The 22,838-nt window shown below is 71.6% G+C and carries 20 protein-coding genes and 1 pseudogene; 13 read left to right on the forward strand and 8 right to left on the reverse strand.

Annotation, left to right across the window (positions count from 1 at the left end):
• Position 1 precedes the first annotated feature (1 nt).
• The 6 genes from UG55_RS17035 to UG55_RS17060 all read left to right on the forward strand — a co-directional run bounded on the left by UG55_RS17035 (position 2) and on the right by UG55_RS17060 (position 6,563).
• Positions 2-1,024 carry an ABC transporter permease gene (locus tag UG55_RS17035; RefSeq protein WP_066069917.1) on the forward strand — a complete coding sequence of 341 codons (1,023 nt, stop codon included), beginning with the start codon at positions 2-4 and terminating at the stop codon, positions 1,022-1,024.
• A complete protein-coding gene (locus UG55_RS17040) occupies positions 1,021-1,980 on the forward strand; it encodes an ABC transporter permease (protein ID WP_066069921.1) in 960 nt (319 codons plus the stop codon). The genes UG55_RS17035 and UG55_RS17040 overlap by 4 nt, the downstream gene beginning before the upstream one ends.
• On the forward strand, positions 1,973-3,112 hold the full coding sequence (locus UG55_RS17045; protein ID WP_066069924.1) for an ABC transporter ATP-binding protein: 1,140 nt from the start codon (positions 1,973-1,975) through the stop codon (positions 3,110-3,112). The genes UG55_RS17040 and UG55_RS17045 overlap by 8 nt, the downstream gene beginning before the upstream one ends.
• On the forward strand, positions 3,109-4,383 hold the full coding sequence (locus UG55_RS17050) for an ABC transporter ATP-binding protein (protein WP_242424660.1): 1,275 nt from the start codon (positions 3,109-3,111) through the stop codon (positions 4,381-4,383). Before UG55_RS17045 ends, UG55_RS17050 begins: the two co-directional genes overlap by 4 nt.
• Positions 4,373-5,428: LLM class flavin-dependent oxidoreductase (locus UG55_RS17055; protein WP_242424661.1), on the forward strand; the 1,056-nt coding region annotated here is incomplete at its 3' end. The genes UG55_RS17050 and UG55_RS17055, both read left to right, overlap by 11 nt.
• A 34-nt stretch (positions 5,429-5,462) precedes the next feature.
• Positions 5,463-6,563 (forward strand): LLM class flavin-dependent oxidoreductase, encoded by a 1,101-nt coding sequence (locus UG55_RS17060; RefSeq protein WP_066069991.1) that lies wholly within the window; start codon positions 5,463-5,465, stop codon positions 6,561-6,563.
• Here UG55_RS17060 and UG55_RS17065 read toward each other — a convergent pair.
• Entirely contained in the window at positions 6,514-7,557 is a 1,044-nt protein-coding gene (locus tag UG55_RS17065) for a TIGR03564 family F420-dependent LLM class oxidoreductase (protein WP_083986907.1), read from the reverse strand. The genes UG55_RS17060 and UG55_RS17065 overlap by 50 nt on opposite strands.
• 47 nt (positions 7,558-7,604) lie before the next feature.
• Between UG55_RS17065 and UG55_RS17070 the strand changes: the two genes are divergently transcribed.
• From UG55_RS17070 to UG55_RS17080, 3 genes are all read left to right on the forward strand, one after another.
• Positions 7,605-8,399 carry a helix-turn-helix domain-containing protein gene (locus UG55_RS17070; RefSeq protein WP_083986908.1) on the forward strand — a complete coding sequence of 265 codons (795 nt, stop codon included), beginning with the start codon at positions 7,605-7,607 and terminating at the stop codon, positions 8,397-8,399.
• Positions 8,400-9,215: 816 nt separating this feature from the next.
• Complete coding sequence (locus UG55_RS17075; protein ID WP_242424662.1) at positions 9,216-10,154, forward strand: DUF5995 family protein; 939 nt, start codon at positions 9,216-9,218, stop codon at positions 10,152-10,154.
• Between the two features lie 78 nt (positions 10,155-10,232).
• The gene (locus UG55_RS17080; protein WP_066069938.1) at positions 10,233-12,224 is read left to right on the forward strand and encodes a PAS domain S-box protein; all 1,992 of its coding nucleotides are present in this window, start codon (positions 10,233-10,235) and stop codon (positions 12,222-12,224) included.
• A gap of 80 nt (positions 12,225-12,304) precedes the next feature.
• Here UG55_RS17080 and UG55_RS17085 read toward each other — a convergent pair whose 3' ends face one another.
• From UG55_RS17085 to UG55_RS17095, 3 genes are all read right to left on the reverse strand, one after another.
• A complete protein-coding gene (locus UG55_RS17085) occupies positions 12,305-13,156 on the reverse strand; it encodes a thioesterase family protein (RefSeq protein ID WP_083986910.1) in 852 nt (283 codons plus the stop codon).
• Between the two features lie 156 nt (positions 13,157-13,312).
• A complete protein-coding gene (locus UG55_RS17090) occupies positions 13,313-14,185 on the reverse strand; it encodes an NAD(P)-dependent oxidoreductase (protein WP_066069940.1) in 873 nt (290 codons plus the stop codon).
• A gap of 15 nt (positions 14,186-14,200) precedes the next feature.
• Positions 14,201-14,413, reverse strand: coding sequence for a hypothetical protein (locus UG55_RS17095; RefSeq protein ID WP_128423036.1), 213 nt, complete (start codon positions 14,411-14,413; stop codon positions 14,201-14,203).
• Positions 14,414-16,046: 1,633 nt separating this feature from the next.
• Here UG55_RS17095 and UG55_RS17105 point away from each other — a divergent pair.
• From UG55_RS17105 to UG55_RS47410, 4 genes and pseudogenes are all read left to right on the forward strand, one after another.
• On the forward strand, positions 16,047-17,351 hold the full coding sequence (locus UG55_RS17105; protein ID WP_066069950.1) for a hypothetical protein: 1,305 nt from the start codon (positions 16,047-16,049) through the stop codon (positions 17,349-17,351).
• Between the two features lie 269 nt (positions 17,352-17,620).
• The gene (locus UG55_RS17110) at positions 17,621-18,241 is read left to right on the forward strand and encodes a TetR/AcrR family transcriptional regulator (protein WP_083986911.1); all 621 of its coding nucleotides are present in this window, start codon (positions 17,621-17,623) and stop codon (positions 18,239-18,241) included.
• A gap of 10 nt (positions 18,242-18,251) precedes the next feature.
• Positions 18,252-18,518, forward strand: a 267-nt coding sequence (locus UG55_RS30105; protein ID WP_206779382.1) for a nuclear transport factor 2 family protein, incomplete at its 3' end; no start/stop codon positions are given.
• Between the two features lies 1 nt (position 18,519).
• Positions 18,520-18,719: pseudogene (locus tag UG55_RS47410) on the forward strand (hypothetical protein); the annotation flags it as partial.
• Positions 18,720-19,254: 535 nt separating this feature from the next.
• Here UG55_RS47410 and UG55_RS46000 read toward each other — a convergent pair.
• The 4 genes from UG55_RS46000 to UG55_RS17135 are packed head-to-tail and all read right to left on the reverse strand — an operon-like array spanning position 19,255 to position 22,830.
• Entirely contained in the window at positions 19,255-20,676 is a 1,422-nt protein-coding gene (locus UG55_RS46000; protein WP_066069956.1) for an NAD(P)/FAD-dependent oxidoreductase, read from the reverse strand.
• A complete protein-coding gene (locus UG55_RS17125; protein WP_066069958.1) occupies positions 20,673-21,323 on the reverse strand; it encodes a nuclear transport factor 2 family protein in 651 nt (216 codons plus the stop codon). The genes UG55_RS46000 and UG55_RS17125 overlap by 4 nt, the downstream gene beginning before the upstream one ends.
• Positions 21,320-22,060 carry an ABC transporter ATP-binding protein gene (locus UG55_RS17130; RefSeq protein ID WP_396230937.1) on the reverse strand — a complete coding sequence of 247 codons (741 nt, stop codon included), beginning with the start codon at positions 22,058-22,060 and terminating at the stop codon, positions 21,320-21,322. The genes UG55_RS17125 and UG55_RS17130 overlap by 4 nt, the downstream gene beginning before the upstream one ends.
• Positions 22,061-22,065: 5 nt before the next feature.
• On the reverse strand, positions 22,066-22,830 hold the full coding sequence (locus UG55_RS17135; protein ID WP_066069963.1) for an ABC transporter permease: 765 nt from the start codon (positions 22,828-22,830) through the stop codon (positions 22,066-22,068).
• Positions 22,831-22,838: the final 8 nt, after the last annotated feature.

Consider the following 22,838-nt stretch of genomic DNA (forward strand, 5'->3'; position numbering starts at 1 on the left):
CGTGGCGACGCTCGACGTGATCACCGCCAAGGGGCGGCCGCGAGTCGGCGCGGCGCGGCTGCCGCGACCGGGCGGGCTGGTGCGCGGCCTGGGGCAACTGCTCGCCGTCGGCGTGCCGGTGGCGCTGCTGGCGACCTTCGTCACCTACGGGCTGAGCGCCCTCACCGACACCAACCCGGCCGCGGCCGTCCTCGGTGACCTCGCCACCCCGGCCGACATCGAGCGGATGAACCACCAGTTCGGGCTCGACCGGCCGTTCCTCGTGCAGTACGTGAGCTGGCTCGGCAACGCCCTCACCGGGGACCTCGGGTACTCGTACTTCACGACCCTGCCGGTGCGGGAGAGCGTCGCCCGCGCCCTGCCCGTCGACCTGTCGATCACCCTGGTGGCCGCGCTGGTGGCCGTGTTCGTCGGCGGCACGGCCGGGATCGCGGCGGCGCTGAACAACGGCGGGCGGCTCGACCGGGCCGTCACCGCCATGTGCGCCGCGGCGTCCACGATCCCGCCGTTCGTCCTCGGGATCGGGCTGATCGTGCTGTTCTCGGTGACGCTGCCGGTGCTGCCCTCCGGCGGCTACGTCCCGCTCAGCGAGGACCCGGGGCAGTGGCTGCGGTTCATCATCCTGCCCGGGCTCGCGCTCAGCCTGGAACTCACCGCCGAGATCACCCGCCAGCTGCGGACGTCCCTCGTCGGCGCGCTGCGGGAGAACTACGTGGTCGGGGCCACCGTCCGCGGGCTGTCGGCCCGCCGGGTGGTCTTCGGGCACGCGTTGCGCAACGCGGTCGGGCCGGCGCTGACCGTCCTCGGCCTGTATGTCCCGCGCCTGATCGGCGGCGCGGTGGTCGCCGAGGCGGTGTTCAACCTGCCCGGTCTCGGCCACCTCGCGCTGCAGGCCGCCGACCGCGGCGACATCCCGGTCATCCAGGGCGTCCTGTTGAGCTCGCTCGCGCTGGTCCTGGTCAGCAACCTGCTCGTCAACGTGGCGCTGGTCCGCCTGCGCCCGGCCGCGGAGCGGCGGTCATGAGCGTGCCGCGCCGGATGCTCCGGCTGGCCTCGGTGCGGCTGGCGCTGGGAGTCCTCGGGGTGGTGGCGGTGCTCGCGGTGGCCGGCGGCACGCTCGCGCCGCACGACCCGATCGCCCAGAACCCGACGGGGATCCTCCAGGACCCGGGCACGACCCACTGGCTCGGCACCGACTACCTGGGCCGCGACGTGCTGAGCCGGCTGATGGACGGCACCGGCCGCTCCGTGCTCGGCGCGGTCGAGGCGGTCGCCGTCGGACTGCTGCTCGGGGCCACGACGGGGCTTGCCTCCGTCGTGTTCGGGCGGGCCTTCGAGTGGTTCGCCCTGCGGGTCAGCGACGCGCTGCTCACCCTGCCCTACATCATCTTCGCGATCGCGGTCACCGGGATCATCGGCAACGGCCTCCACCAGGCGATGCTGGCCATCGGCCTGCTGCTCGCCCCGGGATTCTTCCGCATCACCCGGGCGGCGGCGCTCGGTCTCGCCTCCTCCCAGTACGTCGAGATCGCCGAGCTGGTCGGGGCGTCCCGATGGTGGATCCTGCGCACGCACATCTGGAACAAGGTGCTGCCCACCATCGCCGTCACGGCGGCGAACAGTGCCGCCGCGTCGTTGCTGGTGGTCTCCTCGTTGTCGTTCCTCGGTATCGGGACGAAGCCGCCCGCGCCGACCTGGGGCGGCATGCTCTCGTCCGACCTGAACTACCTGGCCCAGCGGCCCTGGGCGCCGCTCACGCCCTCCCTGATGATCATTCTGACGGTGGCGGCGCTCAACGCGCTCGCGGACGCCGTCCGCGACACCACCGGCCTGGCCACGGGCGGGGAGGCACTCGTGCCGGAGCCCGCGCCCGCCGCCACCGCCACCGCCACCACCGCGACCGCGACCGCGACCGCGGACGATCTTGTGACCGCGACGGCGCTTACGTCCCAGCCCGCACGGGAGGCGAGCGATGTCTGAGCACCTGCTGCGGGTCGACGACCTGCACATCTCGGTCGGCGGCGGACCGGCCCGGCGGCGCCGGCGCCGGCCGCGCCGCGGTGCCGGTGCCGGTGCCGGTGCCCCGGCGCGTGCCGGGGCCCGGGCGGTCCAGGGGGTCTCCTTCACCATCCGGCGCGGCGAGGCCGTCGGGTTCGTCGGCGAGTCCGGCAGTGGCAAGACCCTCACCTGCCGGGCCGCGCTCGGCGTCCTCGCGCCTGGTTGCACCGTCACCGCCGGCGAGATCGACTTCGACGGGACCTCGCTGGTGGACCTGCCCCGGCGGCGGTGGGACGGCCTGCGCGGCACCCGCATCGGCGCCGTCTTCCAGGACCCGGGCTCCTATCTCAATCCGTCCCACACCGTCGGCCGCCAGCTCGCCGAGCAGTTCCGGGTCAAGCTCGGGCACAACCGCCGCGACGCCCGGCAGGCCGCCCTCGCGCTGCTCACGACCCTCGGCCTGCAGCAGCCGGAGCTGGTGTACCACCAGTACCCGCACGAGCTGTCCGGCGGCATGCTGCAGCGGGTCGTGCTCGCCATCGCCGTCGCGGGCGAGCCGGATCTGCTCGTCGCCGACGAGGCCACCACCGCGCTGGACGTCACCGTTCAGGCCGAGGTGCTGGAGGCGCTGGACAGGCTGCGCGCCGAACGGGGCCTGGCGATCCTCGCCGTCTCCCACGACCTCGCCGTGATCGCCCAGCTCTGCGACCGGATCCTGGTGTTCTACGCCGGGGAGGTCGTCGAGACCGGACCGACGGCGGAGGTCCTCGCCAACCCGCGGCACCCCTACACCGCTGCGCTGCTGCGGGTCGCCTCCGTCGGTGACTGGCGGCGCCGGGAGCTGGAGGTCATCGACGGGGCCGCGCCACCCGCCGGGGCCGCGATCACCGGCTGCCGCTTCGCGGACCGCTGCGCCTTCGTCACCGACGCCTGCCGGGTGGCCCCCGTGGAGCTGCGCGCCGTGGTGCCGGGTGCCGTGGTGCCGGGTGCCGTGGTGCCGGGTGTTGTGGTGCCGGGCGGGCCCGGGATCGAGCGGGCGGCGCGGTGCGTCCGGATCGACGAGATCGAGCCGGCTGCCCGCCGGGACCACGAGCGATCAGGAGTACCCGCGTGAACGTCGCCGACCTCCAGGACCGTCCCGCACCCGCTGCCACGCCGCCGGCCGGACCGACCGGTGGCGGGGAGGCCGCCAGCCCGGGCGTGGCCAGCCCGGGCGTGGCCGGCCCGCCCGGGCCCGGTGTGGAGCCCCTGCTGTCCGTCCGGGGCCTGACCGTCTCCTTCCGCGCCCGCAGCGGGCCCGGCCGGCGCACCGCCGTCCTGCGGGACGTCTCGCTGACCGTCCGCCCCGGCGAGATCGTCGGCGTCATCGGCGAGACCGGCTCCGGCAAGACCACGCTCGCCCGCGCGATCGCCGGCCTCACCCCGTCCGACGCCGGCACCATCGAGCTGGCCGGCGGCGACATCCGCCAGCTGCGCCGCCGGGCCCGCCGCGACTTCCGGCGCGGTGGGGCCATCCGCTTCGTCTTCCAGGACCCGCTGCGGGCGCTCGATCCCGATCTGACCATCGGCCGCAGTGTCGCCGAGGGCCTGACGGTCGCCGGTCGGGGCACCCGGGAGGAGCAGCGGGCGGCGGTCGCCGACGCCCTGCGCCGCGTCGGCCTGGACCCCGCCATCGCGGACCGGCTGCCCGGCGCGATCTCCGGCGGGCAGCGGCAGCGGGCGTCCATCGCCCGCGCGATCGTCGACAACCCGCGCCTGCTCATCTGCGACGAGCCCGTCAGCGCCCTCGACGGATCGAACCGCAACCTCATCCTCCGGCTGCTGGACGCGCTGCGCCGCCCCGCCGCCGATTCCGCCGATTCCGCCGATTCCGCCGATTCCGGCGGCGCCGGTGGGCGTGCGCGGCTGGGGATGATCATCATCTCGCATGACCTCAGCTCGCTCGCCGGCATCGCCGACCGGGTCGTCGTCCTCTACCGCGGGCGGGTTGTCGAGGACGGCCCGATCGCCGAGGTGTTCGGCCGGCCCCGTCACCCCTACACGGCGCTGCTGATCGCCTCCGCGCCGAGCGTCCGCGACGAGCACAGCCTCTCGCCGGCGCAGCTCCGCCGGCCCGCCGACGCACCGGCTGCCCGGCGCCCCGCGGACGCCTGCGTGTTCGCGCACCGGTGCCCGTTCGCCACCGAGGACTGCGACCACCAGCCCGCTCCGGCGCCCGCCCTGCCCGGCTGGAGCGTCGCCTGCCACCACACCGAGACCTGGCGGTCATCACTGCCCACGTCGGCGGAGGTGCCCACGCCGTCTGCGTCCACCGCCGGCACGGTTCCCGCCGGTACGTCTGCCGCCGGCACGTCTTCCAAAGGAGTGAAGAACAATGTCCGTTGAGTTCATCGGCATGGTGTCGACGTCAGCCGGCAGCGAGGCGCAGGGTTCGACCGGCCCCGCCGTCGACCCCGACTACCTCGACCAGTTCGTCCGGGCGCACGAGGAAGCCGGCTTCGACCGGGTGCTGGTCGCCCACGCCTCCTTCATGCCGGACGGCTTCGTCGTCGCCGACCAGATCCTCGCCCGCTCGAAGAAGCTCGGTGTCCTGCTCGCGCACCGGCCCGGCTTCGTCGCGCCGACCATCGCCGCCCGCAAGTACGCGACCATCGACGCCTTCAACCCCGGGCGGATCGCCCTGCACGTCATCACCGGCGGCGACGACGCCGACCAGGCCCGCGACGGTGACCTCGCCGACAAGGTGACCCGCTACCGGCGCACCGACGAGTTCCTCGACATCCTGCGCCGGGAGTGGGAGTCGGCGACGCCCTTCGACTACGAGGGCGAGTTCTACCAGATCCGCGGCGCCTGGTCGGCGGTGCGCCCGCCCGCCGGCCGCATCCCGATCTACTTCGGCGGGGCGTCCGAGGACGCGGTGCGCGTCGGCGGCAAGCACGCCGACGTGTACGCCTTCTGGGGCGAGCCGCTCGCCGGCATCGTCGAGCGCATCGAGCAGGTGCGTGCCGCCGCCGCGCCGCACGGCCGCGACCCGCGCTTCAGCGTCAGCCTGCGGCCCATCCCCGCCGACACCGAGCAGGCCGCCTGGGACCGCGCCGCCGACATCCTGGAGCTCACCCGCGCCCGCGCGGCGGACATCCAGAAGTTCCTCAGGGGTTCCGAGCAGGTCGGCAGCCAGCGCCTGCTGAAGTACGCCGACACCGGCGACGTCCACGACAAGCGGCTGTGGACCGCGATCGCCAAGGTCACCGGAGCGGTCGGCAACTCCACCGCCCTGGTCGGCAGCTATGAGCAGGTCGCCGAGGCGCTCGTCGACTACGTGAACGTCGGTGTCTCCACGTTGCTCATCCGCGGGTTCGACCCGGTCGCCGACGCCCGTGACTACGGCAATCTCGTCAACCTCGTCCGCGGGCGGACCGCCGACCGTGACNCCGTCACCGTCACCGCAGGGAGCTGACACAGACATGTCCATCGAGATTCTCGGCATGGTCGGGACGAAGGAAGCCTCCGAGACCCGCGGGTCGTATGACGACGGCCCGGCGGTAGACACCGCCTACCTCACCCGGTTCGCCCGGGCGCACGACGAGGCCGGCTTCGACCGCGTCCTCATCGGTTACGGCGCGACCGCCCCGGACGGGTTCGCCGTCGCCGGTCACGTCCTGGCGCACACCGAGCGCCTCGGCGTGCTCATCGCCCACCGGCCCGGCTTCGTCACGCCCACCCTCGTCGCGCGCAAACTGGCCACCCTCGACCAGCTCAGCGGCGGCGGCCGGGTGGCCATCCACCACATCTCCGGCGGCAACGACGCCGACCAGCGCCGCGACGGCGACTTCGCGGACCACGACACCCGCTACGACCGGACCGCCGAGTTCATGCAGGTGCTGCGGCGCACCCTCACCGCCGAGGAGCCGTTCGACCACGAGGGCCGGTTCTACCGGTTCGAAGGCGCCCGCAGCTCGGTCCGGCCGGCCACCGCGGCCGGGATCCCGCTGTTCTTCGGCGGGCAGTCCGCCGCCGCCGTCGCCGTCGGCACCCGGCACGCGGACGTCTACATGCTCTTCGGCGAGCCGCTGGAGGAGACCGCCGAGCGGATAGCCCTGCTGCGCGCCGAGGCGGCGAAGCACGGCCGCACGCTGCGCTTCAGCCTCTCCACCAGGCCGGTGATCGCCGACACCGAGGACGCCGCCTGGGCCCGGGCCGAGGCCATCGCGGCCGAGACCCGCCGGCGCATCGAAGCGGCGGCGGCGGTCGGGGCGAGCACCCACCTGTGGACGACGTCGAACTCGGTCGCCTCCGCCCGCATGCAGGAGGTCGCGGCCCGCCAGCAGGTGTACGACGAGCGCCTCTGGTTCGGCGTGACGGCGCTGACCGGCCCGGGAGGCAACTCCTCGGGCCACGTGGGCACCGCCCGGCAGGTGGCGGACGCGCTGTTGCGCTACCACGAGATCGGCGTCGACACCTTCCTCATCCGCGGCTTCGACCCCTACGAGGACGTCGTCGCGTGGGGTGAGGAACTCATCCCCGCGCTGCGGGCCGGCGCGGCTCGGGTGCCCGCTCCGGTCTGAGTGGTGCTGGTGGGGCGGTGCTGGCCGGTGGGGCGGTGCTGGCTGGTGGGGCGGTGCTGGCTGGTGTGGCGGTGCCGTGGAGAGCGCCCAGCAGGCGCAGGGTCCGGGCGTTCTCCACGGCCGTGCCGGCCAGGCTGACCAGCACGTCGGTGGCGCCGAGGGACGCATAGGAGGCCAGTTGGTCGAGGACGGCATCCTCGTCGCCGACCACGGCGATCGCTCCCGGTTCGCGGAAACCGTCGCGGTCGAGGCTCGCCCGGTAGCTCGGCAGCTCGGCGAACCGCTCGTACGCGGCGCTGATCTCGGCGCGCACACGGTCCGGTGCTGATGTCACGGCCACCGGCAGTCCGACGACGACGCGGGGCACCGGCCGGCCGGCCTCCCGGGCCGCCGCGCTGACCAGCGGCACCACGTGCCCGCCGATGGCACGCGGCCCGGCCAGGAAGGTGATCGTGCCGTCGGTGCGTTCGCCGGCCAGTCGCAGCATCACCGGGCCGAGGGCGCCGAGCAGCACCGGAACGCGGGGCGTGGCGCCGGGGACGGTGCTGTCCGCGGGGTCGGACCCCCACCCGGTGGCGCCGGGCACCCGGTGTCCGCCCAGGATCGGCAGCAGGGTGTCGAGGTGGGTGCGCAGCGCGGTGACCGGCCGCTGGAACGGCTGCCCATAGAGCTCCAGCAGCCCGGGATGGCTGACGCCGAGCCCGAGGGTGAACCGCCCGTGTGCCGCGGCCTGCGCCGTCAGCGCCTGCGCGGCCAGCACCCGGGGATGCCGGGGCTGGACGATCACGACGGACGTGCCCAGCTCGATGCCGGGCACCTCCCGGGCCACCGCGGTCAGCGTGCCGATGGCGTCATATCCCTGGCCCTGCGGCAGCCACGCGGTGGGCACGCCCGCCGCGGCCACCGTCCGGGCCGTCGAGACAAGATCGTCCACAAGATTGCCGGAACCGGGAGTGCCCAGACCGGCCGCGAGGTTGACACCAACACGGATCATGAAGTCCAGAATGGTCGGCGGGTGCCGTGCCGGCCAGGAGCCTGCGGATGGTGTCAGTGGAAGTGACAGCCTGGGAGGCCGCGGGTGCCGCGGGTGCCGCGCCGTCCGCGCGGGCGAGGCGCCGCGAGCTGGGGGCCTGCCTGCGCGCGTACCGAGGGCTGGTCGCACCGGCCAGTGTCGGCCTGCCCGGCGGGGGACGGAGACGTACCCGGGGGTTGCGCCGTGAGGAGCTCGCCTCCCTGGCCGGCGTCAGCCTGACCTGGTACACCGCGCTGGAACAGGGCCGGGTGGCGGCGTCGCCGCACGTCCTCGACGCGGTCGGCAGGGTGCTGCGGCTCGACGCGGTGGGCCGGCGGCACCTGCGTCGCCTCGCCGCACCGGAACCACCGGCGACCGCCCCGCCCGCTGATCGTCTCGGCGCGCTCGGCTCCCTGCTCGACAGCTGGCCCGCCAGCCCCGCCGCGCTGCTCGACCACCGCCTGGACGTCGTCGCCACCAACGGAGCCTGGGCGCGGGCCTGGGGTGACCCGACCGGCTACGAACCGGCGCGCCGGCACGTCCTGTGGCAGCTGGCCGGCATGCCGGAGGCGGCCGCGCTGGTCCAGCCGGTCGCGCGGCAGTTCCGCATGGCCGCCGACCTGCACGCCGGTGATCAGAGGATCGCCGAGATCGGCGCGCTGCTACGCGCGGATCATCCGGCGCTCGGGTCCGTGTGGGACTGCCGGGGCGTGGGTGCTTTCGGCCGCCCGACCCTCGATCTGGCCGCGGGCCCCGCGACGGCCCACCTGCTGCACCCCACGGGTCAATCCGAGATCGCGATTCTCGTCGCCGCCGCCGACTGAACCGGGTAAAGGGCTGCCGTGGTGTCCATCGGGTCACCATATGTGAGTTCTGACGGTGCTGGCCGGTTTTCCGGGCGGGCGCGGGTGCCTTGTTCGGAGTACTAAAGAGCTTTTCGTGTCCTCCGGGTAGGAGATCTTGACGTAGGCATTCGTGCGAATTTTGCAAGCCTCGACGGGCTGGTTTTCCGGGAGGCCACAGAAAGCTCTTTAGCGCTGTTGCCGAGAGTCTTGCGGCGTCGCCGGATGCGGGGTTCCCGACCGGCCGGCGGCCGGTGGGCGGCTCTGGATACCGCTGAAAGCGCTGGTCACGGTGTTGGCCGGCACCTGGCCAGTGCCTGGCTGCCCACCATCGCTCAGTGCCGGCCGGCTGTGGCGGACGGACGAGCGGGTCCGTCGCCGGGAACTGCCTCTGCTCGGGGCCGGAAGCGTCCCGTCCGAGGCTCAGGGGGGCGGTGGGTTCGTTCCACGGATCGGCTCGATCCCGCTGTCAGACACTGATGTCATCCAGACTGCCCCTGAGGTCGTCGAGACCGGCCACCGCCGGCGGCAGGCGCATTCCGGGTGAAAGGCGCCTTCCTGTGGCAGCGGTCCTTCCGGCGGCGGGCGTGCCACGGACCCTCCCCGGTGGCGCGGACAGCCCCGCTCCGGTACCCCACCCCGGCACCCCCCACCCCGGCACCCCCGACCCAGCGCCACCGCGTCACCGCCACCGCCAGGTATTTCGATTACTATTAGTTCGGATACGTCGCATTGTTTTTCCGGGTATGCCTGGGGCTTGCTTACGTCCCGTCGGGGAATGCCCTATGATCGCGTGCTGTGATCACTTTATCCTTCCCCTCAAGGCTGCATTCCTGGATGTCGGCGATGCTTGCCATTGCGCTGGCGGGGGCACTGGCGATTGGGCCCGGGGCACCCGCGAGAGCAGGTGAACCGCTGTTCATCGGCTGGACGGGCCTGCTTCCGCCGCTTTCCACGGCCTACACTCCGGCCGACGCGCAGGAGTGCGCGGGCGGCGAGCCGTCCTGCGTCGATGCCACCATCGCCATGATGGAGGCCCACTACGGCAGCCTGGTGGTGAGCTGCGACCACAACGCGGTGTTCGCCCTCACCTACCTACGCACGACTGAGGAGTATCGGCGAGTCGCGTCAGCCCCCGGATTCTTCGACGACGTCGCGTATGTCAACACCGAGGACGCGGTGTTCGCCGCCTACTACTTCCGCGCCTACGACGCCTGGCGGGCCGGGCAGCGTGCCGCGGTGCCCCGCGCCTGGGAGATCGCGTTCGACTCCGCCGGCCGGCGCCAGCTCGCCGGCGCCGGCAACCTGTTGCTGGGTATGAACGCCCACGTCAACCGCGACCTCCCGTTCGTGCTCGCCTCGCTGGGGCTGGTCTCACCCGGCGGAGTGAGCCGCAAGCCCGACCACGACCAGGTCAACGTCATGCTCAACCGGGTGGTCGACCCGGTGCTGCGGGAGGCGGCCGGTCGCCTCGATCCGTCGGTCGACAACATCGCGACACCGCTGGGCCTGTCGTACACAGTTCTCATGCAGGTCCTGGTGACCTGGCGCGAGGCCGCCTGGCGCAACGCGGAACGTCTGGTGAACGCACCGACGGCCGCGGCCAGGGAGAGAATCGCGAACGAGATCGAGACGGCTGCCGCGACCACCGCGACGACGCTGCGCACCCTTTATGTCCGTCCCGGCATCCTTCCGCTGCGGCCGGATCGTGACGAATACTGCGCTGCGCGCGCCTGAATGNGGTTGAACACGTCCAACTCCGCGGATGTCCGACGCCATGCGGGCCACACTGTCGTGATGGATGGGGGGCCGTCGATGACATCAGCGCCCGGAGATGCCCGAGATCCCGGAACCCGGGACCGCCCGGGCCGGCACAGCGGTGACGAACAAACCGCCGACCTGCTGGACACCCTGAGCGAGGTCGTGTTCCGCACCGACGCGGAAGGCCGCTGGACCTATCTGAACAAGGCGTGGACGAGACTGACCGGCTTTGAGATCGGTCCCAGTATCGGCCTCCGCTTCCTGGACTACGTCCATCCCGACGAACTTGAACACACGGTCACGCTGTTCATGGGGGTGGTGGCCGGCGGCGCCGACCACTGCCATCACGAGACCCGCTACCGCACCCGCGACGGCAGCTACCGTCGCGTGCAGATCAGGGCGAACGTGATCCGGGACGTGACCGGCGAGGTCATCGGCAACACCGGCACGATCCTGGACGTCACCGACTCCCGCCGCGGTTCGGAGACGATCGGTGAGCACGCCGCCCTGCTCGAACTCGTCTCCGCGCAGGCCCCGACCGATGGGCTGGCGACGGGGGTGGTCGTGTACGACGCCGACCTGTGCCTTCGGCGTGGCTCACCGGTCGTCGACCGGCTGGTGGGGGCGCCGCAGCGGGTCGGTGACCCCCTCGCCCAGCTCGTGGACCTGCTGACGCCGACCGCACCGCGGCAACGCGCCCTGGGCGGTGAGTGGGGAATGGTCTCGGTCGCCAGGCGAACGAACCACGCGCAGGTAGGCGACATCGACATCGCCGTCCCCACCGCCGCGGACGGCCCCGGCCGGTCGCTGCGGGTGTCGGTGATCCCGTACCTGGCGGACGGAACGGAGATGACCGCGCTCGTCCTCGCGGACATCACCGATCTGCGCCGGGCCGAGCGCCGGCAGGCGGCCCTGGCCAGGCTCGGCCACCGGGCCGCCTTCGGCTCGGATGTCGAAGCCCTGGTGCGGGAGGCGACCAGGACGGTCGTCTCCACCCTCGGTGCGGCCGACTGTGAGTTGCTGCGCCTCGACCCGCCGGTCGGCGGGGACCCGCCGGTCGGCGGGGACCCCCCGGACATCGGCGATCCGCGGATGGGCGGCGGGATATCCCCGCCAGGTTCGTCGGACGAGGTCACCGTGCTCGCCGCGCGCGTCGGCGGCATGTCGTCCCCGTTCGGGATCCTCACCGCCCGCACCGCCGTTCCGCGTCGTTTCACCGACGACGAGGTCCAGTTCGTGCAGGCGGTCGCCGACCTGCTCGCCGCCGCGTTCGAGCGGGACCGCACCGATCAGGAACTGCGCGGTCTCTACCGGCGGGCGGAGCGCGGTAGGTCCTGGCTGGCCGCCAGCACGAACACCACCACCCGGGTCCTCGCGACCACCGAGCCGCGGGACGCCCTCGACCTGGTCGCCGGCGCCGCGCGCGCCATGGCCGAAACAGACGTCGGCGCGGTGGCCGTGCCCGACGAACACGGTCGCCTGGTGATCTCCACCGCCGACACCGCCCCCGGCCAGCCGATCACCGCGGACTCGCTGCTCGGACGAACGCCGGCCCGGGGCCGGGACTGGGTGACGGGCGCGGTCGCGGCCGGCGGCCCCATCGTCCTGAACCACCTTGACCTGCGGGCGAGCGGCACAAATCCGGCTCCCGGCCGGTCCATCGCAACGGCGCTGATCGTCCCCTTCCGAACGTCGTCGCAGCCATCGGCCGTGCTCATCCTGGGAAACCACACGGCGGCCAGCCGTCTGCCGCTCCACGAGGCCGCGCTGATCGAGGCGTTCGCCAACGACGCCGCGCTGGCCGTCGAGCTCACCCGGACCCAACGGGACCGGGCCCGCCTCGCCGTCTTCCAGGACCGCGACCGCATCGCCCGTGACCTGCACGACCAGGTCATCCAACGGCTGTTCGCCGTCGGCCTTCATCTGCAGTCGCTGACCCGGGCCGTCGGCGACATCGCCGCGGCCAGGCTCACCAGCGCCATCGACGCCATCGACCACACCATCGACGACATCCGCCGCACGATCTTCCAGCTGCACCCCTCGTGATCACGGCTCAACACGGCAGTGCAGGTGAGGTCCGCCTAGGTGAGCGGGGAAGGCGGTCAGCCGGTCAGCCGGTCAGCCGGTCAGGCCGTGGGGGAGTCATGAGGCGCTACGAAGAGTGTATGCAGAGAAGCCCCGAAGGGCCCCTTCTCGTCACCCAGAACCGTTGTGGTCGTGCCACCGCCAGCATCGTCGATCATGGTCTCCGCTCGCATGCTGATCCACTCCCCCGCGGGCTCACGAAGCAGGCTGACGACGAGATCGATGTTCGAGAACAGGCGACTGCGGAAGTCGAGTACCGCGCTCACCGCGCTCCCCGCGTCGGTGACAAGCATCGCGAGCTGTGTGGGGCTGATGGGCTCGCCCGCGATCAACTGGATCCGAGGACGCGCCCAGACGGTGCATGGTCCTGGTCTGTCGAGGTGTCCTGTGACGGGGCGCCAGTCGACGGCTGCCATGTAGCCGCGGAGCAGGAGCCTCGCCAGGTCGCTGTCCGGCCCGGCAGCAGGAACCTCTCCAGGGGCGACCAGCGGTTCGACGTCGTCGCGGGCGGAGCCGGGCACGACACCGGAGGCGCGTCGTCGCCACCATGCCTGTGCGGTCGAGAAGGTCTGGGCCCCGTCCCCCATCTCGGCTCTCAGCAGGGCGACCCGTCGGCCGGGGCGGACCACACTGGCGCGAAGCCGGATCTCTCCGACCGGAGCCGGCCTGAGGAACTCGACGGCGATTCGGGCCAGATGGCCGTCGGTGAGACCGGCCGATCTGGCTGCGCGTTCCAGAACCCAGGTCAGGACCGCGCTGGTGACACCGCCGTGTTGCTGCTGCGTCGACCAGGACCCGTGGCAGGTCGGCATGGCTCGCAGCACTGCCGCGCCGTCGCCGTCGGACGCCGGGTGCTCGGCGGGCAGAAAGAACGCGGTGTCAGGTACGTACACGAATCACCTCGGTTCGTCCGACCCGGGCCAGGGCCGCAACCGGCCGGAGCGTGGACGAGGACGAAGTCCGTTCACGATCCGGCCGGGCTCTGCCGGGAGACTGGTTCACGCGGCCGAGGCGGGACGGTCAGGCCCGGTTCCCCGCGGCCGGTTGTCTCAGGCTCCGGCCGGTTCCGCCTGAGGCCAGTTCCCTCGCCGTGCCACCCAGCCCAGCAGCCGGCGGGCCTTGGCGCTGTCGATCCGCTGGTCGTCGAGGTCGGGCTCGACATCCGCGGCCGGCGCCGGCTGGGGAGCGTCGTCGATCTCCGCCAGTCTGGTCAGGTAGTCCCCGTACCGCACCGGCTCGGCGGCGAGATTGAACGTCTCTCCGGCCGGCTGTCGGTCGAGCACGGCCAACACGGCGTCGGCGACGTCGGCGACGTGCACATGTGACGCGAATGTCAGCCCGTCGCCGGGAATCGGGAGTCTGCCTGCCTTCAGTAGTTCCCGCTGCCGGTCCTGAACGGTTCCGGGACCCACGAAACGCGCGGCACGCAGGATGGTCCACGCCCCGGGCAGCGCGGCGATGGAGTTCTCCATCGTCGCGGTCGGCTGGACCAACGCGGCCCGTTCGGGGTCGGAGTCGACCGGGACCGACTCGTCGATCCACTGCTCGCCGCGCACGGGGTAGATCATGGTGATACTGAGCTGCACCGTCAGTGGAATCCCGGCCTGGGCGATCAGCCGGGCAAGCCGGGGCGTGCCGGTCTGGCGGAGACTTGAGTCGAGGTCCCATCCGTTGGGATCGTCGTCATCGGCCGGCACCGCGGTGGCCAGATTGATCACGGCGTCATGACCGGACAGCTGTCGGGGGAGCTCGCCGTCGAGATGCGGATCGAGTAGACCCGCCCGGATGGTACGGACACCTGAGGGCAGCAGATCCAGCCGCCGGCCGGGGGCCATCGCCGTGACTTCGTGACCCTGATCCAGCAGGGCGTGCACCAATGGTCTGCCGGCGGCACCGGTGGCACCGACTACGAACACGCGCATGAGCTGTGCATTCTCCTATCGGGTGACGACGGCCAGGACGCGGGCTTCGGTGGCGAAGTCCACCGTCAGCCCCTCGGGGGCCTCTGCGATCACCACCCTGATGGCCACCGGGCGGGCCAGGTGCGGGTGCTCCCCGGCCAGGACCAGCTCGAACGCTCCCGCCCCCAGCTGTTCGCCCAAGGTGTAGTCGGGCAACGCCGCGGCCACCCGGTTCCGAGCAACGATCACGTCGTGTCGAGGCGCTTCAGCCCCGCCCCCGTCTGCCCCCTTCACGATGCGGTAAGCGTGGCCGGATGCCGACTCTCTCCGTGCAGGTCGATCTGCCGGAGGTCGCCAGAACAAGATCGGGAAGTGCTGGAGCGTGTCCGGCTACTGCTGCCGAATACGCACGGCGCAGGCCGCGCGACCGGCGTGAACAATCTCCAGCCGCCGCCAGGCCGACATCGCCGCGGAGTTCATTTCCTTGTCTGGTAGCAAGTATCCGCGCTGTTATGCGCCCCGGTGGTCCGCGGCGGTGGCGTGGGAACGGTGTACCAGCATTTCCGTGAATCCCTGCATCGGAGTCGACTGACGGCGTACCGTTGGCCTGGAGTTCGGTTGGCGCCAGGCGTGCTGTCGGTGGAGGGCTGATCACCGCCGAAGAGCTTGAAGCTGCCCGGGAACCTGTCGTCGCTGGGCCGCCGGTCCATCGGTGGTTCGTATGGGCGGCGAACGCTGGCTCGGTCCTTTCCCGTGGCCTGCGAGGAAAGAGTGCCGCCCGCCACCGGCTGGGTTTCAGAATACCGGTTCGCGCGAGGCTCGTCGTGTCTGGATCCTCATCCCGGCCTGGAGTTTATGAGGTGAATCCGTGAGCATGATCCGCGGTCACAGCGCACGCTGTGAAGATGCAGGGCGGCCAGAATGTGAATGTAAGTTCTGCGGTGGATCCATGCACAACGTGCGTGGTTTTGTCGACATGTCACGCGACCCGGCAGTGCGCCGGGGGCGGCGGGACGAACTCAGCCGCAAGCTGGTCTGGGAATCTGGGGGCCGGATCCTCAAGGACGTGATCGAAAATCGGAACAGGGTGGCGAAGATCTGCGTCGTCGACATCGCCGAAGGTGTTGCCGCGAGCTCTCGCGGCGGCGGAACCGGCCGAGCCGTCGAAGCTGTTGCTCTGGAGGGTTCTGGGCCGGATATCGATCAGATCGAGATGTTGGCGAATCTGTTGGCCCGGGNTGTCTGGCTGACGGTCAGGGACGAGCTTGACGAGATGTCCCGGGAAGCCGGTCTTGATCCAGACCGGGTCCGAATGGATCTGGCGAATCATGGCTGGTGCGATCTGATAGTCGGCATTGTTCGGGTGACGGAGGTGGCTGCCGGGGTGCTGGGAAGGGTCGAGAACGGAGCGCGATCGGCCATTGTGTACCTGATGATGCGGTCGTCGATGCAGAGTGGGCGTCAACAGGCCGTCGAGCGGGTCATCGAATTTCTTGTCGACAAGGTGTGGTCCACCTTCATCGAGGTTCTCAGACAGGCCGCGCCGCCCCTGAACGTCCTGACAAACGAGGACCTTCTTCGTGCTCTGCGAATCTTCGCCGTGTTCGTCTGCCCGGCGCCCGCGAGGCATGTGGAGGTTCGCGAGCACGCGCTTGAACCACTGGGGGAGGACGCTCGAGGCTACCTGACCGAGCAGACCAGGGAGTATCTCGGCCAGGTGTTCCTCCAGGTGCCGAGGAAGGCATGACGCGTTTCTGGCCGCTCTGGACGGCCTTCGTGGGGTCGGCGCATCTGACCTTTGAATGATCTGCTGGCGTGGTCCTGCCGGGTCTCTTCGTGACGAGTGAGGTGTGTGGCTTCCGCACCCATTACGATCAACGGCGTGTCGCCAGTTTCGCGTGGACGTAAGTCGAAGAAGAGCAACCGGAAGCGACCGCCCGGCCGGCCGGGCGCCGGGTCGCCGCAGCGGGCGGTCGAGCTCCGGGCCGGCGCGACAGCGCGTGGTGCCCCCTGGCCGGCGCCGCCGCGGGCCGCGGAGATACCGGACTGGTTTCTGCCGGCGATCGACGAGACCCTCGCGGAAGCGGATGTCGTCCTGGCAGCCGACGGGCCGCGCGCCCTGGAGGAGGCGACATCGCTGCTGCTCGGCGCGCAGCTGCGGCGGGCCGCGGGCGAGGACGAGGAAGCCGCCGGGTGGTTCGACTGGTGGCTGGTCGAACTGATCGGCGGGCTGGCCGCGCGGATTCGCGGCGAGCTGGGCCGGGGCGGGGCGGAGTGGGAGGCGCCGTGGCGGCTGCTGTTCGGCATCGCCTCGATCGCGGTGCCCTCGCTCGCTTCCAGGGCACTGGCCGCGGCCGGGGGGCTGCTGCGTGATGTGGCCAAAGAATCCGATCAGCCCGCCTGGCTGCATGACCTGGCGGACATCGCCGCGACCGGCGAGGTCTGGCTGATGCGCGACGCGTACGGAACCCGCCTGGCGGTGATCGCGAGCTTCGCCTACCCGCGGGCGCAGGATCCGTCCGTCTTCCTCTTCGACGTCGACGCCTGCGGTGCCATCGTCGTCGTGAACGCGGGCTGCTACGACGAGGTGTCCCAGGCTGCCGCCGCCTGGCGCTCCCTGGCCGGCGAGTCCGCCGCCGGTGCGCAGCCGCGGCCGGTCACGAGTGCCGATGAGCTGCTGTGTCTCGTCCACGTGGAGGACGACGACGTCTACCTGGGCGAGTGTGCGTCGGACTCGGCGCTGGACAACTGGTACCGGGTGATGCGCCGCCTCATCGACCTGGAGGACGCGTTGGCGAAGCGGGGAAGGCCGCTGCCCGCCCGGAAGTCGCTCTTCGGGGGCCGCGACACGGCTCCGACGGTCGCGGCCTTCACCGCCTGGTCGGTCGACCGGCACGGCCGGCCCCCGGAGGCCGCGGCGGTCGAGGCCCTGGCCGGCGAATGGTTCGACGGATGCCTGCCGGGGGCCGAGCACTCCGCGTCACCACACCGGGTCCGCTACTTCCGGGAGGTGTTGGGCGACGGGCCCAGCGTCACGGTCGCTGCGAAGGCACTGTTGCCCGACTGGGTCCGCTGGAACTGTGAGCGGGCCGGCCTCCCCGAACACCTCGCCGGCCCGGCCGTCGTCGCCGCCGCCGAGGCCCCGCCCAGGGAGTTCACCCGGGACGGGGGGGCCTGCGCCCCGTGATCCCAGCCGGGCCCTGACCCCGGGGAGCGGCCGCGGCGCGGACGGGCGGGAGTGCTGCCCGATCAGATCCGATAGCCTGTTCATGTTATGGGACGTGCCGCTGTGGCAGATGCCGGCGCCGGTAGGGCGGCCAGGGATGCTCGGGACGTTCGGGTTCGGCCCGTTGGGGTGGTTCGGCCCGTTGAGGTCGTTCGGCCCGTTCGGCGGCTTGGCCCACCCGGCCGACCGGCCGCCGATGCGGCCCGTGCGAGAACCGGGGGCGGTCGCTGATGGGCGACGCCGCGCCGATCTCTCCGGGAGCGGTCCCGGGCTCTGCGGAGGCGAGTCGGGCCCGCCGCTCCGACGCGGCCCGCAACGAGCGGCGGCTGCTCGAGGTCGCGGCCGCGACCTTCGAGGCCGACGGGGTCGACGCGTCACCCGAGCACATCGCCAAGCTCGCCGGGGTCGGCGTGGGCACGTTGTACCGGCACTTTCCCACCCGCCGGGCATTGCTGGCAGCCGTCATCGCGGAGGGTTTCACCGCACTCGCCGAGCGTGCCGACGAGCTGCTGGCGGAGCCGGAACTGGAGCCCGGTGAGGCCCTGCGCACCTGGCTGTCGGCGATGGTCGCCGCGGTGAGCAGGTTCCGGGGTCTGCCGGGCCAGTCTGCCGCGATCATGGCGGTGGAGGAGCGGGTCGCGGCACCCTGCGAGGTGATGCACGAGTCCGTCGGACGGCTGGTCTACCGCGCGAAGCGGGCCGGCGTCCTGCGGCATGACGTCTCGGTGGAGGATCTGCTGTTGCTGTCGTGCTCCGTCGCCTGGGCGGCCGAACAGGTGCAGGGCGGAGGAGCGTACGCCGAACGGTTGCTGGTGCTGGTTCTGGAAGGCGTCGAAAAGACAAAGCGATAGCCTGTTCCGTATGCAGCTCGCCCCTCGTGCACTCTCATCCACCGACGTCGAGGCCATCCGGCAGACGATCGCGCTCGCGAACCACATCGTCGACAACATGCGGGGCGACCTGTTCGGCAGGGTCTTCACGGCCGATCTGCAGTTCGTGATCACGCTGGGTAGCGGGGACCAGGTGCTCACGCTGGAGGAGTTCCGCCAGCAGCTCGCTCAGCTCCCCACCGACTACCCGCGGCCTGACCACCACACCCAGGACATCGTCCTGTTCGAGAACCCCGACNGGTCGGTGCGTGCCCGCAGTCGCTACCTCGCCGTGCGGCCGGACGCGACGGTCACCTCCGGTGACTGCCTCGACATCCTGGTGTGCACGCAGGAGGGCTGGCGGCTGCGCTACCGCCGGCTGGTCAAGCGGATCCCGCAGCCCGAGGACGGCCCTTACCCGACGTCCGTGTCGGACGACTGGTGGCCCGCCGCCGGCTGATTCCCGCGCGCACCGGTGCGTGGCCCGCCGAACACTTCACCGCGAATCGTGGCCCACGGGTGACATCGGTGTCTGACCGCGGTCCCGCTGTTCGTCGGACGGGCGGTTGAATCCGTGGCCGCCGGTCCGGGATGGTGTCCCGGACCGGGCGGCTCTGCCGCCGGGTGTTGGTGGTATGCGTGGCGAGGCGATGGTCCGCCGACGCGGGGCTTCGTCGCCTCCTGCGGGGCCTCAGGGCGTCCCCAGGTCGCCTACCTGCGGTTCTCTTGTCTTCTGCCGGAGGTGGGGTTTCGGTGGAAGACAGTAAAGGGCTTTTCGTGTCTCCTCGCGGAGGCCGCCGATCGCGGCTTGCGAAATGCGGCCAAGGTGTTTTGTCAAGGGCTGTTCCGGGGTGGATATGAAAAGCCCTTTAGGCGTGCGAACGCAACACCTTCGCCTGCGGCGACAGAATGTCGACAGCGTCAGATTGTGGGAGCGGGTCGCGCTCGAGCGCTATCGCCGCCTCGCCGACCGCCGCCTCGCCACCCGCCGACCGTCAGGGAAGCTCCGCCAGCAGCGCCAGAGCCTCCTCGCGGGACGGACCCATCCGGGCGGCACTCGCCTGGGTCTGGGCTCGTGCGGCCTCCGCCTTGGCCCGCACCACCGGGTCGTCGAACAGGGTCTCCACCGGTTCGAGCAGGGCCATTCTGCGCATGAGCGCACGGAGCAGATCGGGATCCTTCGTCGCCGCGGGGATCAGGCCGCGGGTGATGAGGTCCTCCTCCTCGGCCGCGTCGACGTCGGCGGTGGGCACGGGCTCGCCGCGCCACCGGTACGACCGCAGCCGGTCCATGGTCGAGGCGGAGCGGTACAGCGACGCCGCTTCGGCCTCCACACTGTCGTAGTAGGCCGCCGTCAGCGCCGGGATGTCGTCGCCGGGCCCGGCGAGGGCGTCGGCGGCCGCGGCGGCGTGGGTCAGCGCGATGGACGCGCCCCAGCCGAAGAACGGGTTCGTCGTGCACAGGGCGTCGCCCAGGACGAGCAGTCCCGCCGTGAGCGGGACACCGTCGACCACGAAGTGCCGCCGCTGGTTGGCGAGCCCGGCCATCACCTGGACGTCCTGCACCGGGATACCGCCCGTGACGGGGTCGGTCCAGCCGGCGATGGCCGGCACGGCGGCGGCGAGGCGCTCCCAGGCCCAGTTGTGCCGCAGGACCTTGAACTCCTTGTCCCAGGGCGGGCCGCCGATCGCGACACCGTAGGTCCCGTGGTCACCGGGGAACGTCCAGCAGATCAGGTAGCCGAGGTCGACCCGGGGAAAGCCACTGGTGACCGGGCCGTCGCCGGTCGCGCGCAGGTAGCGGGAGTAGTAGGTGAACTCGCATGCCTGCCGGTCTGCCGGCACGTCGATCCCGGCGGCCGCGAGCCACCCGGTGACCGGTGACCGGCGGCCGCCGCAGTCCAGGACGAGGTCGGCGGCCAGCGTCGCGCCGCCGGCCAGCCGCACGCCCTCGACGCGCCGGCGGCCCTCGCCGGCCAGCAGCAGGCCCTCGGCACGGGTCGGCGTGATCAGCCGGATGCGGGCGTCCGCCTCGACACTGCGGCGCAGGGCGAGCTCGAACGCCGGCCGACGTGAGAGAACCGCGGTGAACGCGGCGTCCTCGGGGCGCTGCGCCTGCGCGGGCAGGAACGACGTCAGCGCGTTGAAGGTCTCGATGCCGTCGGCCTTCAGCCGCGTGAGCACCTGGGGGGCGCGCGCCTCCAGGATGCCGCGGGAACGCGCCGAGAAGCTGTGCGCGAAACGCCACTGCGGGACGGAGCGGCGTTCCCAGGCGGTGAACGCCTCGTCGCCGTCGCCGATCTCGGGCATCACGTCCTGCTCGACGACGGTGACGTCGTGCCCGCCGTCGGCGAGGAAGAGGGCCGCGCCGAGCCCGGCGACCCCGGCGCCGATCACGACGATCCGGCGGCCGCTCATGTCCACACCGCGCCGGGGGTGAGCCGCTCACGCAGGTGGTAGACGAGGTCGTCCGGGTGGTTGCGACTCTGGCTGTCGGGATGGAAGGAGGCGCTGGCCGGAGACGGGGCCGCCGGCTCGTACCGCTCGAAACCGCTGTGCAGGATCACCCGGTGGGCGATCTTCCAACTGTCACGGCGCTCGAAGCGGTCGAGCCAGCGAATGCCGCGCCAGTGGGTGACCTCACCCTCCGGTGTGGCGAAGACGTTGAGGGCGAGGGCGTGCGACTCGACATAGGCGACATTCCCCGCCAGCTCGATCAGTGTGCTGGGTACGGCGAGGAACTTCGCCGTCAGTGGTGATTTCCGGGCCAGTTCGACAATCAGCTCCGCCAGTTCGCGCGCGTTGGAGTAAGGCGGGGACGGGGTCCCGATGTGATGCTCATAGATGACGTCGTCGTGAAAGGCGCTCGCCAGGGTCTCGGCGTCGAGGCGCTCGATGCCGCGGGCATAACGCAGGACGGCCTCCCGGATGTCCTGCTTGTCGAGCAGCTCCCGCAGCCGATCCTCCGTGGACGGTGCCTGCGCTGGCTGGGCCTGACCTGGCTGGGCCCGCGCTGACGGCGACCCCGCGCCCGTCGGCCCGGCGGGCGGTGATTCAACCGTCATAGTTCCTCCACTCCGAGGTGTTTCAGCAGATCCCGGCGCAGCGCCTCGTAGGGAGCGCTGCCGCGATGGCTCCTGCCGGCTTCCGAGGTGTCGACCTCGTGGGTGAACGCGCCGCCCTCCATCACGAGGACGCGGTGCCCGAGCAGGATCGCCTCGTCGACGTCGTGCGTCACCAGGACGGCGGCGGCGCCGTGGCGCTCGGCCAGGTCCCGGATCAGGCCCTGCATCGTGATGCGGGTGAGGGCGTCGAGCGAGGCGAAGGGCTCGTCGAGCAGGAGCAGCTGTGGCTCGCGTACCAGCGCCCGCGCCAGCGCCACCCGCTGTGCCTGGCCACCGGAGAGGCTCTTGGGCCAGGCGTCGGCGTGTTTGTCGAGCCCGACCTCGGCCAGCGCCGCCTGCGCGCGGGCCACGGACTCGCGGTTGTGCGGCAGACCGTAGCGGACGTTGAAACCGACACGCTTCCACGGCAGCAGGCGTGGCTCCTGAAAGACCACGGCCACCCGCTCCGGGACGTCCACGGTGCCGCGGTCGGCCTTGTCCAGGCCGGCGAGCGTGCGCAGCAGCGTGGTCTTCCCGCACCCGCTGCGGCCGAGCAGGCACACGAACTCGCCGTCGGCGACCGTGAGGTCGAGATTGTCGAGAACGACAGTGGAGCCGTAGGAACGCCGGAGCCCGGCGACGCGCACCGCGGGCGCGGCCGTGGGTGCGGGTTCGGCTGTCGACGCGGGTTTGGACATCGGAGTCATCGGGCCTCCACCCCCGCGCGCCAGCCCAGGAGCACCCGCTCGAGCAGGCGCACGATGACGTCCGACACGACACCCAGCACGCCGTAGAGCAGTACGCAGGTGAAGATGATGTCGGTCTGCAGGTACTGCTGGGCGCCGCTGAGCAGGTACCCGATGCCGTTCCGGGAATTGATCGTCTCGGCGATCACCAGCGCCAGCACGGAATAGGCGAGCGCGAAACGCAGCCCCACCAGCGCCGACGGCAGGGCACCCGGCAGCAGTACATGGCGCATCGCCGTCAGGGAGCCCACTTCCATCGAGTCGGACATCTCGAGCAGTTTGCGGTCGACGCCCCGTACCCCGCTGTAGACGTTGAGGTACATGGGAAAGAAGCAGGCGCTGGCGATGAGCACGATCCGCGGTGTCTCACCGATGCCGAACCAGACGATGAAAAGACCGGTCAACGCGAAGACGGGCACGGTGCGCACGATCTGGATCGTCAGGTCGACGGTCTCCTCGGCGAGCCGCCACAACCCTGCCGCCAGGCCCACCAGCAGCCCCAGGCCGCCGCCCAGAGCCAGCCCGGTGAGCGCGCGCAGCAGCGAGACTCCGATGTTGTCCTGCAGTGTCCCGTCCCGAGTCAGCTCGACGAAGGTGTCAGCTATTCGTTCCGGCGAGGAGTAGAGCCGTTCGTCGATCACGTCGGTGCTGGCCAGTACCTGCCAGAGCACCAGCAGCAGAATCGGTACGCAGGCCCGGCGCAGGGTTGTGGCAATTCTCATCGGACGGG

This window comes from Frankia sp. EI5c, assembly GCF_001636565.1.
Taxonomy (GTDB): domain Bacteria; phylum Actinomycetota; class Actinomycetes; order Frankiales; family Frankiaceae; genus Parafrankia.

Coding starts and splice junctions, on each gene's coding strand:
- UG55_RS17040 (WP_066069921.1), top strand. CDS start 1,021: ATGAGCGTGCCGCGCCGGATGCTCCGGCTGGCCTCGGTGCGGCTGGCG.
- UG55_RS17045 (WP_066069924.1), top strand. CDS start 1,973: ATGTCTGAGCACCTGCTGCGGGTCGACGACCTGCACATCTCGGTCGGC.
- UG55_RS17060 (WP_066069991.1), top strand. CDS start 5,463: ATGTCCATCGAGATTCTCGGCATGGTCGGGACGAAGGAAGCCTCCGAG.
- UG55_RS17065 (WP_083986907.1), bottom strand. CDS start 7,557: ATGATCCGTGTTGGTGTCAACCTCGCGGCCGGTCTGGGCACTCCCGGT.
- UG55_RS17070 (WP_083986908.1), top strand. CDS start 7,605: ATGGTGTCAGTGGAAGTGACAGCCTGGGAGGCCGCGGGTGCCGCGGGT.
- UG55_RS17080 (WP_066069938.1), top strand. CDS start 10,233: ATGACATCAGCGCCCGGAGATGCCCGAGATCCCGGAACCCGGGACCGC.
- UG55_RS17090 (WP_066069940.1), bottom strand. CDS start 14,185: ATGCGCGTGTTCGTAGTCGGTGCCACCGGTGCCGCCGGCAGACCATTG.
- UG55_RS17110 (WP_083986911.1), top strand. CDS start 17,621: ATGGGCGACGCCGCGCCGATCTCTCCGGGAGCGGTCCCGGGCTCTGCG.
- UG55_RS46000 (WP_066069956.1), bottom strand. CDS start 20,676: ATGAGCGGCCGCCGGATCGTCGTGATCGGCGCCGGGGTCGCCGGGCTC.
- UG55_RS17125 (WP_066069958.1), bottom strand. CDS start 21,323: ATGACGGTTGAATCACCGCCCGCCGGGCCGACGGGCGCGGGGTCGCCG.
- UG55_RS17130 (WP_396230937.1), bottom strand. CDS start 22,060: ATGTCCAAACCCGCGTCGACAGCCGAACCCGCACCCACGGCCGCGCCC.
- UG55_RS17135 (WP_066069963.1), bottom strand. CDS start 22,830: ATGAGAATTGCCACAACCCTGCGCCGGGCCTGCGTACCGATTCTGCTG.